Annotated in this window: 15 protein-coding genes; 9 read left to right on the forward strand and 6 right to left on the reverse strand. The window is 62.7% G+C overall.

All coding sequences use genetic code 11. The features are described from left to right. The first annotated feature begins 119 nt into the window (after window positions 1–119). Window positions 120–971 (forward strand): serine protease, encoded by an 852-nt coding sequence (locus WCJ41_RS09780; RefSeq protein WP_336905669.1) that lies wholly within the window; start codon window positions 120–122, stop codon window positions 969–971. Here the strand turns inward: WCJ41_RS09780 and WCJ41_RS09785 are convergent. Further along, window positions 968–2,533 carry a sulfotransferase gene (locus tag WCJ41_RS09785; RefSeq protein WP_336905670.1) on the reverse strand — a complete coding sequence of 522 codons (1,566 nt, stop codon included), beginning with the start codon at window positions 2,531–2,533 and terminating at the stop codon, window positions 968–970. The genes WCJ41_RS09780 and WCJ41_RS09785 overlap by 4 nt on opposite strands. Then, the gene (locus tag WCJ41_RS09790) at window positions 2,530–3,501 is read right to left on the reverse strand and encodes a quinone oxidoreductase (RefSeq protein WP_336905671.1); all 972 of its coding nucleotides are present in this window, start codon (window positions 3,499–3,501) and stop codon (window positions 2,530–2,532) included. Before WCJ41_RS09790 ends, WCJ41_RS09785 begins: the two co-directional genes overlap by 4 nt. A 70-nt stretch (window positions 3,502–3,571) precedes the next feature. Between WCJ41_RS09790 and WCJ41_RS09795 the strand changes: the two genes are divergently transcribed. After that, complete coding sequence (locus WCJ41_RS09795; protein WP_336905672.1) at window positions 3,572–4,735, forward strand: aminotransferase; 1,164 nt, start codon at window positions 3,572–3,574, stop codon at window positions 4,733–4,735. Window positions 4,736–4,737: 2 nt separating this feature from the next. Here the strand turns inward: WCJ41_RS09795 and WCJ41_RS09800 are convergent, their stop codons facing one another. The 3 genes from WCJ41_RS09800 to WCJ41_RS09810 form a co-directional block, all read right to left on the reverse strand. Further along, on the reverse strand, window positions 4,738–5,436 hold the full coding sequence (locus WCJ41_RS09800; protein ID WP_336905673.1) for a Crp/Fnr family transcriptional regulator: 699 nt from the start codon (window positions 5,434–5,436) through the stop codon (window positions 4,738–4,740). 67 nt (window positions 5,437–5,503) lie between these two features. After that, window positions 5,504–6,607 carry a DUF2279 domain-containing protein gene (locus tag WCJ41_RS09805; protein ID WP_336905674.1) on the reverse strand — a complete coding sequence of 368 codons (1,104 nt, stop codon included), beginning with the start codon at window positions 6,605–6,607 and terminating at the stop codon, window positions 5,504–5,506. A 48-nt stretch (window positions 6,608–6,655) separates the two neighbouring features. Next, entirely contained in the window at window positions 6,656–7,486 is an 831-nt protein-coding gene (locus WCJ41_RS09810; protein WP_336905675.1) for a PfkB family carbohydrate kinase, read from the reverse strand. 113 nt (window positions 7,487–7,599) lie between these two features. On the opposite strand from WCJ41_RS09810, the gene WCJ41_RS09815 reads away from it, so the two are divergent. From WCJ41_RS09815 to WCJ41_RS09825, 3 genes are all read left to right on the forward strand, one after another. Beyond that, window positions 7,600–7,950: a PilZ domain-containing protein gene (locus WCJ41_RS09815; RefSeq protein WP_336905676.1), complete on the forward strand. Its 351-nt coding sequence runs from the start codon at window positions 7,600–7,602 to the stop codon at window positions 7,948–7,950. 29 nt (window positions 7,951–7,979) lie between these two features. Continuing rightward, window positions 7,980–9,845: a methyl-accepting chemotaxis protein gene (locus WCJ41_RS09820; RefSeq protein ID WP_336905677.1), complete on the forward strand. Its 1,866-nt coding sequence runs from the start codon at window positions 7,980–7,982 to the stop codon at window positions 9,843–9,845. A 78-nt stretch (window positions 9,846–9,923) separates the two neighbouring features. Then, window positions 9,924–10,976 (forward strand): Gfo/Idh/MocA family oxidoreductase, encoded by a 1,053-nt coding sequence (locus tag WCJ41_RS09825; protein ID WP_336905678.1) that lies wholly within the window; start codon window positions 9,924–9,926, stop codon window positions 10,974–10,976. A gap of 25 nt (window positions 10,977–11,001) precedes the next feature. On the opposite strand, the gene WCJ41_RS09830 is transcribed toward WCJ41_RS09825, so the two are convergent. After that, window positions 11,002–11,787, reverse strand: a complete 786-nt coding sequence (locus WCJ41_RS09830; RefSeq protein ID WP_336905679.1) for a DUF3108 domain-containing protein — start codon at window positions 11,785–11,787, stop codon at window positions 11,002–11,004. A 294-nt stretch (window positions 11,788–12,081) separates the two neighbouring features. On the opposite strand from WCJ41_RS09830, the gene WCJ41_RS09835 reads away from it, so the two are divergent. The 4 genes from WCJ41_RS09835 to WCJ41_RS09850 all read left to right on the forward strand — a co-directional run bounded on the left by WCJ41_RS09835 (window position 12,082) and on the right by WCJ41_RS09850 (window position 14,753). Next, entirely contained in the window at window positions 12,082–13,176 is a 1,095-nt protein-coding gene (locus WCJ41_RS09835) for a fatty acid desaturase family protein (protein WP_336905680.1), read from the forward strand. Between the two features lie 17 nt (window positions 13,177–13,193). Next, entirely contained in the window at window positions 13,194–13,508 is a 315-nt protein-coding gene (locus WCJ41_RS09840; RefSeq protein WP_336905681.1) for a MocE family 2Fe-2S type ferredoxin, read from the forward strand. A 195-nt stretch (window positions 13,509–13,703) separates the two neighbouring features. Beyond that, window positions 13,704–14,426 (forward strand): carbonic anhydrase, encoded by a 723-nt coding sequence (locus WCJ41_RS09845; RefSeq protein WP_336905682.1) that lies wholly within the window; start codon window positions 13,704–13,706, stop codon window positions 14,424–14,426. A 39-nt stretch (window positions 14,427–14,465) separates the two neighbouring features. Beyond that, the gene (locus WCJ41_RS09850) at window positions 14,466–14,753 is read left to right on the forward strand and encodes a hypothetical protein (RefSeq protein ID WP_336905683.1); all 288 of its coding nucleotides are present in this window, start codon (window positions 14,466–14,468) and stop codon (window positions 14,751–14,753) included. Window positions 14,754–14,755 lie beyond the last annotated feature (2 nt).

Below are 14,755 nucleotides of genomic sequence, written 5' to 3' on the forward strand. Positions count from 1 at the left end.
TTCGGCGGGCCGTTTTTCGTTTTGGGGTTTCCCCTGCCCCGCTGTTTTTCGGAAATGCGTGTTCCGGGCCATTCTGTGGCCTGATTCTGTGTTATGACGCTGACGAACAAGAGAGACAGATGTTGCGTTCCCTTCGCCCATTGCTTTCACTGAGCCTTCTCACGGTGGCGCTCGCCGCCTGCGAATCGACGTCCAACGTCGATCTCGAAAGCCGCAACTTCAATGTGCAGCAGACCTCGGTGCCGCCTGGTGAGGCGGTTGCCAGCACCGAGCAGATCACCAGCCTCGTGCGCCGATCCGGCCCCACCTATGTGACGCTGATCGTGTCGCAGCCGACAAAGTCCGACAATGTGACGAAGGAAACGCGCAAGGGAACACCCGTAACCTCTGGCAGCGGCTTCGTGGTCGATGGCTCGGGCTATGTGATGACGGCGGCGCATGTGGCCAAGCGGGTCGGCAACACGGTTTCAGCCAAGGCCGCCAATGGCCGCGTCTATTCGGGCGACGTCGTCGCCGTGAAGCCGGAAAACGATATGGCCGTTATCCGGCTGCGGGGCTTTTCCGGCAAGGCCGTGACGCCAGCCGACAATGCCTGCCTCGCCAAGGGCAACATCGTTTATTCGCTTGGCCGCCCGCATGCGCAGGGCGATACCGCGCGCCTCGGCGAATTCGAGTCTGCCAGCTTCGGCCAGGCTGTCCATTATGCGGGCGCCGACGCCAAGTTCGGCTACCCTGATGCCATGGTGCTCCGCCTGTCGACCCAGAAGGGTGAATCAGGCGGCCCCCTGTTCGACCAGAGGGGCGATCTCGTGGGCATGGTGGTCAGCACGCTCTATGACAATGCCGGCCAGCCGCTGAACCTGGCCCACGCCGTGCCCTCGCGCACGCTGGCGGGTTTCCTGTGCAGCACGGTGCAATGCTCAACGCAGTGGCGTGCGGTGGCGAGCGGCGGCGGCCGCTGCCAATCCTAGAGGCTTTCGAGGATCGGCCCGAGGTGCCGCTCATAAGGCTTCCAACGCGCCACTGACGCGGTGTTGATACCTGATCTCACCTGCAGGCGGCTGAATGTCGTGACAGCAGACGCGTTACGCTCCGGGTGCAGGCAGGCCTCTTCCATCGTGAGCCCCAGATACTCCAACAGCCCGGCGATTGCAGGCTCCGGCTGCGAGACGAGCGCCTCGTAGGACAGATGGAACACGCGGCCCGGCAGCACCTCGTCCCAATGCGCCATGAGGCGCCGGTATTCCCGGTAATAGGCCGCGTAGTCGGCGGGATCATAGCTGTAGGAATGGGCCGCGTTCATTTCCGTCTGCAGCGCCGAGACAAAGGTATCCGCCGGATGTCGCATGCAGTTCACAAAGCGCGCATCGGGGAACAGGATGGCCGCTTCCGCGATGAAACGGAAGTTCAGCGGCATCTTGTCGACGGCCAGTTCCTTGTCCGGCACCACATGGCGCATCGTGGATTCATAGAGCGCGGCGAGATCGGCAACGCCATTCCCACCCAGCTCGGCAAGCGCAGTCCCGATCTCCGCGAGCGGCTTGCCGCGTGACAGCTTCGCGGCCACATAGGTCATGGTTTCCAGCTCTCCGGCATTGCCCGCCCTGCTGTGCGCGGAGATAATCTGCGCCGCAAGTGTGGTGCCGGAGCGCGGCAGGCCGACGACGAAGATCGGTCGGTAGCCGCTTCGGCCATGCTCCGCAGCGAGCGCTTCCAGCCTTTCCCTGCCGAAGGCGGCGATGCGCGCGTCGACGTCCTGACGAAACGCGGTGGTGACGGAGGGCGCACGCAGCAGCTTCTTGCCTTCGGTGAAGCTGGCAAAGGCTTCGTCATGGCGGCGGCTCGCCTGCAGCATCACGCCGCGCCTGACCATCAGGTCGCTTCTGTCGACGGCAGAGATATCCTTGCGCGCAAGTTCTCTCTGGATGCGCTGGAACATCTCGGAGTCTGCATCATGCTTGCCGATCGAAGACAGAAGGCACAGGTATCGCGCATGAAACGGCGTGGCGCTGATGAAGCGCCCGATGTGTTCTTCTGCTTCCACGATGCGACCCAGAGAGAGCAGGCAATCGAGCACTTCGAGACGGATTGCATGCTTTGCGCCATCGGGCGCGCGCTCCAGCGCCTTTGAAAGCGCGGCGAGTGCGGGTTCCATGTGGCCGATACGGGCGAGGAAGGAGCCGTTGCGCCACACCGCCTCGAAATTCGAGGGCGCCACGCTGCGCGCCTTGCCATACTGCACTGCTGCCTCGGAAACGCGGCCCATGCTGAGCAGGCAGAGGCCGTAGTTGAGGAGATAGCTGACATTGCGCCCATCAAGCGTCACGGCGCGGGCGAAATGCGGTTCAGCCTGCTCGAAGCGACCCTGCGACTGGACGGTGATGCCGAGCATGAACTGGGCATGTGCGGACAGCGGGTTCTCCGCCACGAGGCGACGCGACAGCGCCTCCGCCTCGCGCAGTTGCCCGCGCCGCAGCAATTCATCCGCCTGGTGGAGCGCCAGCTTGATGCGCTCCGCGCGCCCTGCCGTCATGGCATCAGGACCGTGGTGCCCGTCGTCTTGCGGCTTTCGAGATCGCGGTGCGCCTGCACGACGTCCACCAGCGCATAACGCTGGTTGACGGGGATCTTCACCTTGCCGCTGGCGACAACGTTGACAAGATCCTGGGCCGTTTCCTGCAGGTCAGCGTCAGATGCGGTATAGGTGTTGAGCGTGGGCCGCGTCACGTAGAGCGAACCCTTGGCGGAGAGCAGCAGCACGTCGAGCGGCGGCACCGGGCCCGAAGCATTGCCGAAGCTGACCATCAAACCGCGCGGCTGAAGGCAGTCGAGCGAGATCATCAGCGTGTCCTTGCCCACGCCATCATAGACGACGGGCACGCCCTTGCCGCCTGTCAGCTCGCGCACGCGCTTCACCGTGTCTTCGGTTGAATAGTTGATGACGTGATCGCAGCCGTGGGCACGGGCAACCGCCGCCTTGGCGTCCGAGCCCACAGTGCCGATGACAGTGGCGCCCAGCGCCTTGGCCCACTGGCTCATGATGAGGCCAACGCCGCCCGCTGCGGCATGCAGCAGAATGGTGTCACCCGGCTTCACGACGTAGGTGGCGCGCAGCAGGTAGCGCGCCGTCATGCCTTTCAGCATCATGCCCGCCGCCGTCTCGTCCGAGATCGCGGCCGGCAGCTTGACCAGCCGGTTGGCCGGCAGGTTGCGAATATCGGCATAGGCGCCGATGGGGCCGGTGCCATAGGCAATGCGGTCGCCCGGCTTGAGGCTGGTCACCCCTTCGCCCACCGCTTCCACGACGCCTGCCGCCTCGAGGCCCAATCCTGAGGGAAACTGCAGTGGATAGAGGCCGGAGCGGTGATAGGTGTCGATATAGTTGAGGCCGATCGCCGTCTGGCGCACCTGCACCTGACCGGGGCCGGGCGGACCCACCTCGACATCGACCAGCTTCATGACCTCGGGTCCGCCGGTCTCGGCGATACGGATCGCTTTCATGCTTGCACCTCCTGACGGGCCCCGGCATGTTCCGACGCAACCCGCATTTTCAAGCCCTTGGTGCCTCATCATGACCTATGCCGTCAATCCCGCCGTCAACCGGATCGAGGCGCCACCGATCATGGAAGCGCAGAGCTGGGTCAGGCCCGGATTGCGCAACAGGAAGCTGCTCAATCTTTGCCAGGCGGTGCCAAGCTGGAAATGCGCCGAGGAACTCGACGACGAGGTGGCCCGCCTCGCGCATGAGCCGGGCATCAGCCTCTACACCGACATCTACGGCATCCACGAACTGCGCAGCGCCATCGCGGAACACTTCTCAGCCGACTATCGCGGCAAGGTGGCGGCAGAGAATGTCTGCGTCACGGCAGGCTGCAACCAGGCCTTTGCCGCAGCGATCATGGCCATTGCCAAGGCGGGCGACAATGTCATCGTGCCGGTGCCCTACTTCTTCAATCACACCATGTGGCTTGGCATGCTTGGCATCGAGCCGCGCTATGTGCAGGGGATTGGCGAGCCTGACCCCGCGGAGGCAGCAAAGCTCATCGACGACAGAACCCGCGCCATCGTGCTGTGCTCGCCCAACAACCCCACGGGATCCATCTATTCATCAGAGACGATCAGGGCACTGTTCGAACTGGCGCGCGCCCGCGGCATCGCGCTGGTGATCGACGAAACCTACAAGGACTTCCGCGACGGGGATGCGCCTGCCCACCCCATCTTCGCGATCGACGGCTGGGAGGACACCTTCATTCACCTCTACAGCTTCTCCAAGGCCTTCGCGATGACCGGTTACCGCGTAGGTGCGATCACCGCATCGGTGCGCGTTCTGGCCGAGATCGAGAAGATCATGGACTGCCTCGCGATCTGCACCACGCATATCTCACAGCGCGCGGCTCTCTTTGCCCTGACCAAACTGGACGCGTGGAAGCGCGCCAAGATCGCCATGATGCATGGGCGCCTCTCGGCGCTGCGCCAGGCCTTCAAGCGAGATGGGCTGAACTATGAACTCGTCAGTTCCGGCGCGCTCTTTGCCTATGTGAAGCACCCCTTCGCAGATGAAACGGCCAAGCAGGTGGCAATGCGGTTGGCTGGCGAGCATGACCTGCTCTGCCTGCCGGGCTCGATGTTTGGCCCCGGACAGGAGCAATACCTGCGCATCGCTTTCGCCAATGCCGAGGCAAGCGACATGGAAATGCTGGTGGACCGGCTGATCGAAAGCCAGAAGCGCGGCTGAGATCAGATCTCGGCCATGTCCTCGAGTTCCTCAGGGCGCGCGATCACATAGAAGTTGCCTTCGCGCGTGAGGATGCCGTCGCGCAGCAGGTCGTTGATGGCGCGGCTGGCGTTTTCACGCGCTACGCCCGCCATGCCGGCGATATCGTTCTGGGTGATCTTGTTGGGCAGCAGGATCGTGCCATTCGCCCTGCCCTCGCCCAGACCCTGAGCCAGAGACGCAAAGGCTCGGGCCACGCGACCGGCCACGCTGACCGTGCCCTGGGCCACCACGGAATCGTTGGTCTGGCGCAGACGTCGCGTGAGGATCTTCAGCGCCTCGCGATAGACCTGCGGGTTGGCGTCTGCCAGCCGGAAGAACGACCCCTTGGACACGTGCAGCAACCTGCACGGCTTCAGTGCGGAGATGGTGGCAGAGCGCGGCTGGTCATCGAAGAGCGAGAGCTCGCCTATCAGGGAGCCTGGGCCGAGGACGGCGAGAAGCCTCTCCTGCCCATCCTTGGCGACCACCGCGGCTTTCACCACGCCGTCCCTCAGGAAGTAGCAGCCATCACCGTCATCGCCGGCGTGGAACAGTACCTCGCGGGCCTTGAGCCGCACTTCATTGGCGGCGGAGAGCAGCGACTTCCTGACGCTCCATGTCATGAGCGGCGCCGTGGCGCGCTTCTTCGCCTTGCCTGGTCCGGAGGGTGTGCGCAGCATATGACAGCCCCTGTGTTCGAACATCTGTAACACAGGCAGGAACGGCTGAGAATGCCGAGGCTTCAGATCAGTCGTGGTAAGACGAGGAGATGTAGGTGTAGGGCGGCTGCCAATATGTGAACATGGTGCTCGCCGCCATGCCCGGCAGGGTGTCAGCCACCTCAGGTGCCTCGCCGAGCAGTTCGTTGAGGTTCAGTCCAACGGCCACATAAGGGTTGCGCGTCGGCTCCACGCCCGCATCGCGCGACTGGTCGGTGTAACCCTCGGTAAAGTAGCCGGCTTGCAGTTCCACGAAGCGCAGTGGCGTCTGCTCCAGCTTCTCGAAGCCAGACAGCTTCAAGGCAAGCACATAGCGCTGGCCGTCATAGTCGGTGAAGGGGTCCCAGTCGTGATAATCAGAGGCGCCCCAGTATTCCATCCGGAAGTCGACCTTCTCGGCGAGGCCCGGAACGGTGTTGCGCAGGAAGGAGAACCCGGCGCCAATGCCGTCGGCAATCAGGTCCTCGTATGAGAAACCATGCTCACCCGCAACGCCGTCAAAGATTTCGATGTAGGTCTGGAAGCCCATGCCCAGCAGCGCGCCGGTGATGGCGGCGTTGGTCGGATCATCCACCGAATGCGCGATGCGCTGCGTTAAATATTGCGAGACGACATAGCCGGTATAGGCATGGCCAAGCTTGTCCATGCCGCCATACTTGGTGTCCTTGCCAAACCAGCCCTCACTCTCGAAGTGATAGCCGGAGCTGCCCCAGTCCCAGTTGTTGATACCGAACAACGTGATGCCGCCGTAAAGCGCCAGCAGGTCCCACTTGATGGACTTCGTCTGATCCCAGAACACCTCGAAGCTGTAGTCGCCATATTGCGACACATCGATGTGCTGAAGATTATACTCGATGCCGTTGATGAAATTGGCGGCGGGCGAGTTGGTTCGTTCCGGACGGATCGGATCGGCGGCGGCCGAGGCTGGAAGAATGTCAAGCCGGTCCTGCTTGTCCAGGGCGGCGATCTCATCGCTGCTCAGCAAAATGTCGCTGCTCAGCGGCACGAAGGGCTGGAGGGTGGCAAGGTTCATGGCGGCGGCGCTGGTGGCCGCGATTTCGCCAGCCTCCGCCGCACCACACAGCGCCACGGAGAGCATGCATCCGATTGCGATCGCCCCGCCCTTGTTCATGCTGAGAGAGTTACTAGAAACTCTATCCGTGGCCAAGACTCTTTCGCATCAGGCGTCCACATCCTGAACAAAAGGTTGCAACGGGTGTTGTGGGAAACCGCCCCGATAATGGCAGGCCAGACGCCCGGCCTCCGCTCCTGCATTCAAACACTCTATTAGATTCAATTGCTTGGCGTGCGCATCGAGGAATCCGGCGATGAAGGCATCTCCCGCACCGGTCGAATCGGTCACCGTGGTGGGACGAGCGCCGATTCTCAGTATTTTCCCACGGTCATTTGCAAGGCTACCAGCCGCCCCGAGGGTGACGACCGCCAGCCCGGCACCCGCCGCCAGCAGTCGCCTCGACTCGGCCTCGCCTCTTTCCGGGCTGACGGAACTGAAGGCGATGTCGAGGCCAGCCGGATCGAGTTCCTCCGCCTCATTGTTCACCGAGAGGTCCTGCGACAGCACCACACCGGAAGTGCACAATTCCTGGCGCAGCGCGGCGGCGCCCCGCAACCAGCCGATGTGGACATGCCCCATGCGGCGGAGATGCGCGATTTCGGCTGGCCCCGGTCGGTAGGTCGCACAGGCGCCGAAACTTTCAAAAACGAAGCGACGGTCGCCGTCGGCCAGGGTTTCGATGTCGGTGCGTGCCGTCACTTCTCCGCGCGACCGGCTCATACCCGTGACACCCACCTTGTTGGCTACCAGAGCCGCGCGAACTGCCTCGCCCGCCTCATCTGCTCCCACGGCTCCGAAATAGGCCACGCGGCGTCCAAGCAGCGACAGTTGCACTGCCACGTTCACGGCATTGCCACCCACCAGGCAGTCACCCACCGGCGGCAGGAAGCGGTCGATGCAATTGTCACCCACCGTGGCGAAGACTGTCTCAGGCACGATCGGCTCCTCTATCGCCGGAACACTGCCGTGAAACCCAAACGCACTCAAGCTTGAGACAACATTGCTGCCATAGCGTCGGCAACCAAACCAAACCAAACCAGGAACCGTCCATGCCTGCCGATGCCATGCGCGTGGCGCCTTCACCTCTCGACCAGCGGCGCCGGTCCGAGCGCCGCCCATGCCCCCTCGCCGTGACCGTGCGCTGCAACGCAGGTGATCATCCTGCTCGGCTGATCGATCTCTCGTCAGGAGGCGCCGGCATTCGCATTGACACCCTGGTGGCCCTGAAGCCAGGAACTCGCTTCTTCCTCATCCACCCGGCACTGGGTGAGGTGCCCTGCATTCTCCGCTGGGCAATGCATCCGCGTTACGGCGCGGAATTCCAAATGGGCAACTACACCCTTTCCCGCATCGGGGCGCTGTATGACAGCCTGCCACCGGGGCCTGGCGACATCATCTGAACCAACCCACAAAAATGGCGGAACCACGCATGAAAAAAAGCTTCTTCACCATCCAGCGCCTGATGATCGTCTTCGGCCTCATCATCGCGGGCCTCATGGCCTTCCTCGGCATCCAGACTTATTCTTCGTTCAGCGACAACAAGATCGGCAGCCCGACCTATGACGTGATCGTAAAGGACAAGGACCTGATCGCCGACATCCTGCCGCCGCCGCTGTATCCGGCAGAGCCCTTCGCCTATGCCCAGATCATCGAGGGCGAACCCGCGCTGCTGCCCAAGCTCACCGCGCGCCTCAATCAGATCCAGTCTGACTACAAGACCCGGCTGGAATACTGGAAGGAACGGCTCACCTCGCTCAACGTGATGAGCGATCAGGAGGCAGCCTCCTTTCTTCAGGAGATCGAGAACCGCAATGAACGCTTCTGGACGAGCTTCCAGAATGATCTGATTCCGGCGATCCAGCGCAACGACACCGCCACGTTCAAAACGGTCTTGGGCAACCTCAGCCACGACTTCATCGACCTCGGCGAATTCATGAACAAAAAGGCCCAGGAAATCTCGGCCAAGGCAGCCGCCGTCGAGCAGGAAAGCATCGCGCGCTCCAGCGCCGAACTCAATCTCGTCACCGGCTTCAACATCGGCATCGCCATCATCATCATGCTGATGCTGCTTGGCGCCCACCAGTTCGTGATCCGCGCCATCACCACCATATCGGCAACCATGGCCCGTCTTGCGAGCGGTCACCTCGAGGACGAAGTGCCTTACGCCCAGCGCGGTGACGAGGTGGGCGAAATGGCGCGCGCGCTTGGCGTGTTCAAGGACCAGGCGGTGCAGAACCGCAGAAACGAAGAAAACTCGAACCATATCATCACCGTTCTCGGCCATGGCCTGGAGAGCCTCGCCAAGGGCAACCTCACGCACCGCATCGACATCCCCTTCCCGGATGCGCTGGACAAGCTGCGGAAGTATTTCAACTCCGCTGCGGACAGTCTTGCGGATACCATCAACACGGTGAAGCGCGGGTCCTTCGGCATCAAGTCTGGCACCGAGGAGATTGCGCAGGCCTCCGACAACCTGTCGCGCCGCACCGAGAACCAAGCCGCGAACCTCGAAGAGACCGCCGCGGCCGTGGCCGAAATCACGTCGACCGTGAAGAAGACCGCCGAAGGCGCCCAGCACGCGCGCAACATGGTGACCGCCGCAAAGGAGGATGCCGACCGTTCCGGCGTCGTCGTCAAGCGCGCGGTCGAGGCCATGCAGGGGATCGAGAAGTCGTCGCAGGAGATCACCCAGATCATCGGCGTGATCGACGAGATCGCCTTCCAGACCAACCTGCTTGCCCTCAATGCCGGTGTGGAAGCCGCGCGCGCAGGCGACGCAGGCCGCGGCTTTGCCGTCGTGGCATCGGAAGTGCGCGCCCTCGCCCAGCGCTCGGCGGAGGCGGCGAAGGAGATCAAGGGCATCCTCTCCACCTCGCGCGACCAGGTGCAGGAGGGCGTGCAACTCGTGGCCGAGACCGGCAGCTCGCTGCGCCAGATCATCGACCGGGTGAACGAGATCAACGGCATCGTCACCGAGATCGCCCGCAGCGCGGAACAGCAGGCCACAGGCCTGCAGGAAGTGAACACCGCGGTGGACCAGATGGACCAGGTGACCCAGCAGAACGCGGCCATGGTCGAGGAAGCAACCGCCGCAACCCGGACACTCACCCAGCAATCCACCGAACTGGCCCAGATCGTGGCCCGCTTCACCACCGCGGCGGGCGCCATCATCGCGCAGGCCGAGGAGGCCCGCGAAACCCACCGCCCGGCGCCGCGCGCCCCGGTGCGCAAGGCCAAGGCGGCGGCAGCTGGCGGAAGGGCCGAAGCCGCCGAGACCGGCTGGGAGGAGTTCTGATCCACGCAGATTGCACGCGACAAGCCGCCATGACCTCCGGTAGACATCTTCTGCTCATGCAGGATGGAGAGGGATGTCATGGCGGCGAAACAGCCGGTAGCGATCGGCATTGTGGGATGCGGCTTCTATGCCCAGAACCACCTCAATGCCTGGGCTGACCTGAAGCCCGAGGGCGCGCTCCTCTCCGCCGTCTGCGACCGCGACGAAACCCGCGCCGCCGCGGCCGGCAAGGCCTTCGGTGTGCCGCACTTCACTGACATGGGCCGCATGCTCGACACAGTGAAGATCGACCTCCTCGACATCGCCACGCGCATGGACACCCACCGTGAGCTGGCCGCCATCGCCGCGGAACGTGGTGTCGCGGCCGTCGTCCAGAAGCCATTCGCCCCCACCTGGGAAGACTGCGTCGCCATCGTCGAGACAGCCCGGAAGCACAATGCATGGCTGGCCGTACACGAGAACTTCCGCTTCGCCTCCGCCATGCGCGCGGTAAAGAATATCCTCGACCAGGGCACCATCGGAACGCCCACCTGGGCCAGGCTTTCCTGGCGCACGGGCTTCGACGTCTACCGCGGCCAGCCCTACCTCGCGGAGGAGGAGAAGCTGGTAATCCAGGACGTCGGCATCCACATCCTCGACCTCGCACGCTATTTTCTCGGCGAGGTGGCACATCTCTCGGCCGAGACGCAGAAGCGCAACCCGAAGATCCGGGCAGAGGACACCGCCACCATCCTCATGCGACATACCTCGGGTGCGGTCTCCGTGGTCGAGGCAACATATGCCGCCAAGCGTGGCGACGATGCCTTTCCCGAAACCATGCTGGAGATCGAAGGCGATGGTGGCTCGGTGATCCTCACCAAGGGCGAGAAGGTGATCGTGACCACGCAGGGCCTCTCCTTCGAGGACCAGGTCGGCGGCCCGTTGCTGCACTGGACCAGCCGCCCATGGCATGTCTCGCAGGAAGCGGTGCTGCACACCAACCGCCACATGTTCGAACGCTTCCGCGACGGGCTTCCGGCGGATACCTCGGGAGAGGACAATCTCAAGACCTACGCGCTGGTGGAAGCCGCCTACGAAGCGGCACGCACGCATGCTGCGGTGAAGCCCGTGCAGTGGTCACCCAAGACCTGAGGACCAACGCGCGAAGCGGAGCCGCTCAGTTGCCCACGCCGTCGGCCTTGTTGCTTACCTTGGTCATATAGCCCGTAAAGCCCAGGCCCTTCAGCTTGCCGGACATCTGGACGGGCAGCCACAGCTTGCGGCCATTGTCGAGCTCGGCAACCGGCGCGAAGGCCACATCATAGCTGTCGCCCGGCACGCCCTTGTCCTTGGCGCGTCCGGCAATCGGCGTCCAGCGCACCGAACAGTTCTGAACCTCGCCCTTCCATGCCACGCCGTCCGTGTCGAGGGTTGACTTGCCCTTGTCGGTGAGCGCCAGTTCAAACACCTCGCGGCCGTCGAACACCTGATGGGTAGAAGGGCACGGGCTTTCACCCACTGTGCCCATGCGCAGCACGGCGGTGACAGGGTCGACAACGCCGCCCGCCAGAGCCGCGTCGAGCCTGGCCCTGCGCTCGGCATTCTTGAGTGGCGGATCATAGCTCGGTGCACCAGCCTGCCAGCTGACCGTGGTCACCTTGCGATTGTCGGACTGGTCACGGGTGATCTTGTAGCTCAGCGGTTCGGGGGCAGTGCCGCCGAACAGGGCTTCGCCTTCGGCCGTTGCGCTAAACTCGGAAAAGGCCCTGCTCACACCCGCCGCACGGATACGCGCCTTGGCATGAACCTGTTCGCCCGCGACATCGAGGCTGAGCTTGACCTCGGTCACCGTCATGGGCCCGATGTCGACATTGTAGTTCACGGTGACGCCACCCGCCTGGGCGGCCTGCGGGGCGAAAACCGCGAGCCCGAAGGCGAGAAGACTGACTGAGGCTTTGCGCATGGCGCGGATCCGTCCTGAATTGCCTGTTTGAGCGGACTCTTCCCGCGCTCTATGGCGAGAGTATGATGGGATTTCGCATCCTTCAGCTTTCAGGGAAAGGCCTCCATTGCCGCCTCCGTCACCTGCATCATGGTGTACTGGTGCTTGCCCTTGTTGGCCCGGAGGTCTGGGTTGGCGGGCTTCTTGCGCATGTCTGCAGTTTCCTTGGTCATCAGGCTGCCAAGTCAATCACATCGCCCTCCGACACGGAATACTTGTTCTCCGGGTCCGGGAAAGATAGGTTTTGTTCCATCCATGAGCCGCAACCAGGACAACATGATGGATACCGCACTGTCGACGCCCCATGACTACAGCCTGACCGGCCCATCGAGCCGCTATGCGCTGGAGCATGGGCTCGCCAATGCCGAATGGTATCGCGCGCCTATTCCACGGACGAAGATGAAAGAGCTGATGAAGCGCTCCGATGGACCGGCCATCCGCGACACCATCATCTGGATTGCTGCCTTCCTGGTGACGGGTGGGCTGGCCTTCCACTTCTGGCCCACCGCCTGGTGCATTCCGTTCTTCCTCGCCTATGGCGTTCTCTACGGCTCCTCCACCGACTCGCGCTGGCACGAATGCGGCCACGGCACGGCTTTCAAGACCGCATGGATGAACGACGTGGTCTATCAGGTCGCATGCTTCATGATCATGCGAGAGCCGACCGTCTGGCGCTGGAGCCACACCCGGCACCACACCGACACGATCATCGTGGGCCGCGATCCGGAGGTGGCGGTGATGCGCCCCACGGTGATACTAAAGGTCATTCTGATGTTCTTCGGCGTGCCGCAGGTGTGGGGCGCCATCAAGAGCATGATCCGGCACGCGCTCGGACACCTGACACCAGATGAGGCCGACTACATTCCGGAGATGGAGCGGGCGAAGGTCTATCGCACGGCGCGCATATGGCTGGTCATTCATGTCGCGGTGATTGCCTTCTCGATCTACGTCGGCTCAATCCTGCCGATGCTGTTCGTGGGGCCGCTTCCCACCATGTATGGCGCATGGTTGCACATCGTCACCGGTCTCACCCAGCATACCGGCCTGCCGGAAAACGTGCTTGACCACCGCCTCAACTGCCGCACCGTCTACATGAACCCGGTGATGCGGTTCATCTACTGGAACATGAACTATCACATCGAGCATCACATGTTCCCGATGGTGCCCTATCACCGCCTGCCGGAGCTTCACGCGGAGATGAAGCACTATTGCCCGCCGCCCTACCCCTCGACCTTCGCGGCCTATGCCGAGATCATCCCGGCCATCATCCGGCAGATCAGGGAGCCAGGCTGGTCGGTCGAACGCTCCATCCCGCGCGACTACCCAGCGCAGGCCGTTCCGGCAGAATGACTGGAGAACAACACGACATGCCCAATTGGATTGCTGCCTGCAACGTCGGAGACATCGACGCCGAGGACGTGATGCGCTTTGACCATGGCGGCCGCACCTTCGCCATCTACCGTTCTCCCGATGATGATTATTTCGCCACCGACGGCTTGTGCACACATGAGAAGATCCACCTCGCGGACGGCTTGGTGATGGACAACATCATCGAATGCCCAAAGCATAACGGTCGCTTTGACTACCGCACCGGCGAAGCCAAGGGCGCGCCGGTCTGTGTGAACCTCAAGGTCTATGAGGTGAAGCTCGAAGGCAGCAAGGTGATGATCGACATCGGATAAGTCGTCTGTTCGTCATATCAAGCGCTCAACTGATGGCCGATCACGCATTTTGCTCGATCGATGGAAGGCCTATCGGAGTCATTTGCCAGCGTAAACTTAAATTGGTAATTGTACCGATTGGTTGCAAGCAACCTTAGTTGTTACACTCACTTAGTCGTTTCAATGAGCGTCCAAAAGCCATCAAGGAGAGAGCCCATGTGCCAGTCCTGCATCGACCAGTCCCGCCGCCAGTTCCTGGCGCTTACCGCAGCCGGGGTCGCCGCCGGTGCGCTGGCACTCGGCGCCATCCCCGCACCTGCCCGCGCTGCAGGTATAATGCCAACCTCGCTCGATCCGGACGCGGCGCTTGCCAAGCTCAAGGAAGGCAATGCAAGTTTCGTAAAGTCTCCGGATCTCTGCGCAAGCGCTCTTGATAAGCGGCGGACGGAGCTCGTGGAAGGCCAGGCGCCCTGGGCCACCATCCTGTCCTGCGCAGACTCCCGTGTGCCGCCGGAACTCGTCTTCGGTGGCCTCAGCCTGGGCGAACTCTTCATCTGCCGGAATGCCGGCAACATCGCTGACACCGATGTCCTCGGCACCATCGAATATGGCGCGGCAGTTCTCGGGTCACCGCTCGTCGTCGTGCTGGGCCACTCGAACTGCGGTGCCATCAAGGCTGCGTGCGACGTCGCCAAGACGGGCGCTGTGCTGCCCGGTTTCATTGCCCCGATGATCGATTCGATCCTCCCGGCTGCAAAGGCCGAAATGGGCAAGGATGGGGACTTTGTCGCCAACACCATTCGCGAGAGCGCCAAGATGACCGCTGAGAAGATCGTTCGGCTGAGCGGGATCGTTAGACAGTTCGTCGAGGAGAAGAAGGTCAAGGTGGTCTATGCGGTCTATGACATCGAATCCGGCAAGGTAGACTTCATCGGCTGAATGGTTCACTGAGCCAGGAGACACGGCGCAGGTTCTCTCATGGAATGGGTGTTTCAATACCTTTCGGATTCGATGACGGCCTTGATGGCAGCAGCGGGTTGCGCCGCAATCGCGCTCGCTGCCATCTTAATTTGCGTCGCCGACCTGCTGCGCAATCGATACGGCGAGAAGAGCGGCGCCCTCGAATGTGCCTGGAGCAAAGACAACAACCAGCTGCACGGGGGCGCGCCCCGCTGGGCCTGTGGCCGCTGCGGTGTCTACGCTTTCGGCAAGGGCAACAACCCGCCCGTCTCCTGCCGCAGATATGAGCCCAAACTGGGCATTTGAAC

The sequence above is a fragment of the Aestuariivirga sp. genome, from assembly GCF_037139295.1.
GTDB lineage: Bacteria > Pseudomonadota > Alphaproteobacteria > Rhizobiales > Aestuariivirgaceae > Aestuariivirga.

What these genes read in the sequence shown, in the direction of transcription:
- WCJ41_RS09780 (WP_336905669.1), top strand. Translation starts at nt 120, where the DNA reads ATGTTGCGTTCCCTTCGCCCATTGCTTTCACTGAGCCTTCTCACGGTG.
- WCJ41_RS09785 (WP_336905670.1), bottom strand. Translation starts at nt 2,533, where the DNA reads ATGACGGCAGGGCGCGCGGAGCGCATCAAGCTGGCGCTCCACCAGGCG.
- WCJ41_RS09790 (WP_336905671.1), bottom strand. Translation starts at nt 3,501, where the DNA reads ATGAAAGCGATCCGTATCGCCGAGACCGGCGGACCCGAGGTCATGAAG.
- WCJ41_RS09795 (WP_336905672.1), top strand. Translation starts at nt 3,572, where the DNA reads ATGACCTATGCCGTCAATCCCGCCGTCAACCGGATCGAGGCGCCACCG.
- WCJ41_RS09800 (WP_336905673.1), bottom strand. Translation starts at nt 5,436, where the DNA reads ATGCTGCGCACACCCTCCGGACCAGGCAAGGCGAAGAAGCGCGCCACG.
- WCJ41_RS09805 (WP_336905674.1), bottom strand. Translation starts at nt 6,607, where the DNA reads ATGAACAAGGGCGGGGCGATCGCAATCGGATGCATGCTCTCCGTGGCG.
- WCJ41_RS09815 (WP_336905676.1), top strand. Translation starts at nt 7,600, where the DNA reads ATGCCTGCCGATGCCATGCGCGTGGCGCCTTCACCTCTCGACCAGCGG.
- WCJ41_RS09820 (WP_336905677.1), top strand. Translation starts at nt 7,980, where the DNA reads ATGAAAAAAAGCTTCTTCACCATCCAGCGCCTGATGATCGTCTTCGGC.
- WCJ41_RS09825 (WP_336905678.1), top strand. Translation starts at nt 9,924, where the DNA reads ATGGCGGCGAAACAGCCGGTAGCGATCGGCATTGTGGGATGCGGCTTC.
- WCJ41_RS09830 (WP_336905679.1), bottom strand. Translation starts at nt 11,787, where the DNA reads ATGCGCAAAGCCTCAGTCAGTCTTCTCGCCTTCGGGCTCGCGGTTTTC.
- WCJ41_RS09835 (WP_336905680.1), top strand. Translation starts at nt 12,082, where the DNA reads ATGAGCCGCAACCAGGACAACATGATGGATACCGCACTGTCGACGCCC.
- WCJ41_RS09840 (WP_336905681.1), top strand. Translation starts at nt 13,194, where the DNA reads ATGCCCAATTGGATTGCTGCCTGCAACGTCGGAGACATCGACGCCGAG.
- WCJ41_RS09845 (WP_336905682.1), top strand. Translation starts at nt 13,704, where the DNA reads ATGTGCCAGTCCTGCATCGACCAGTCCCGCCGCCAGTTCCTGGCGCTT.
- WCJ41_RS09850 (WP_336905683.1), top strand. Translation starts at nt 14,466, where the DNA reads ATGGAATGGGTGTTTCAATACCTTTCGGATTCGATGACGGCCTTGATG.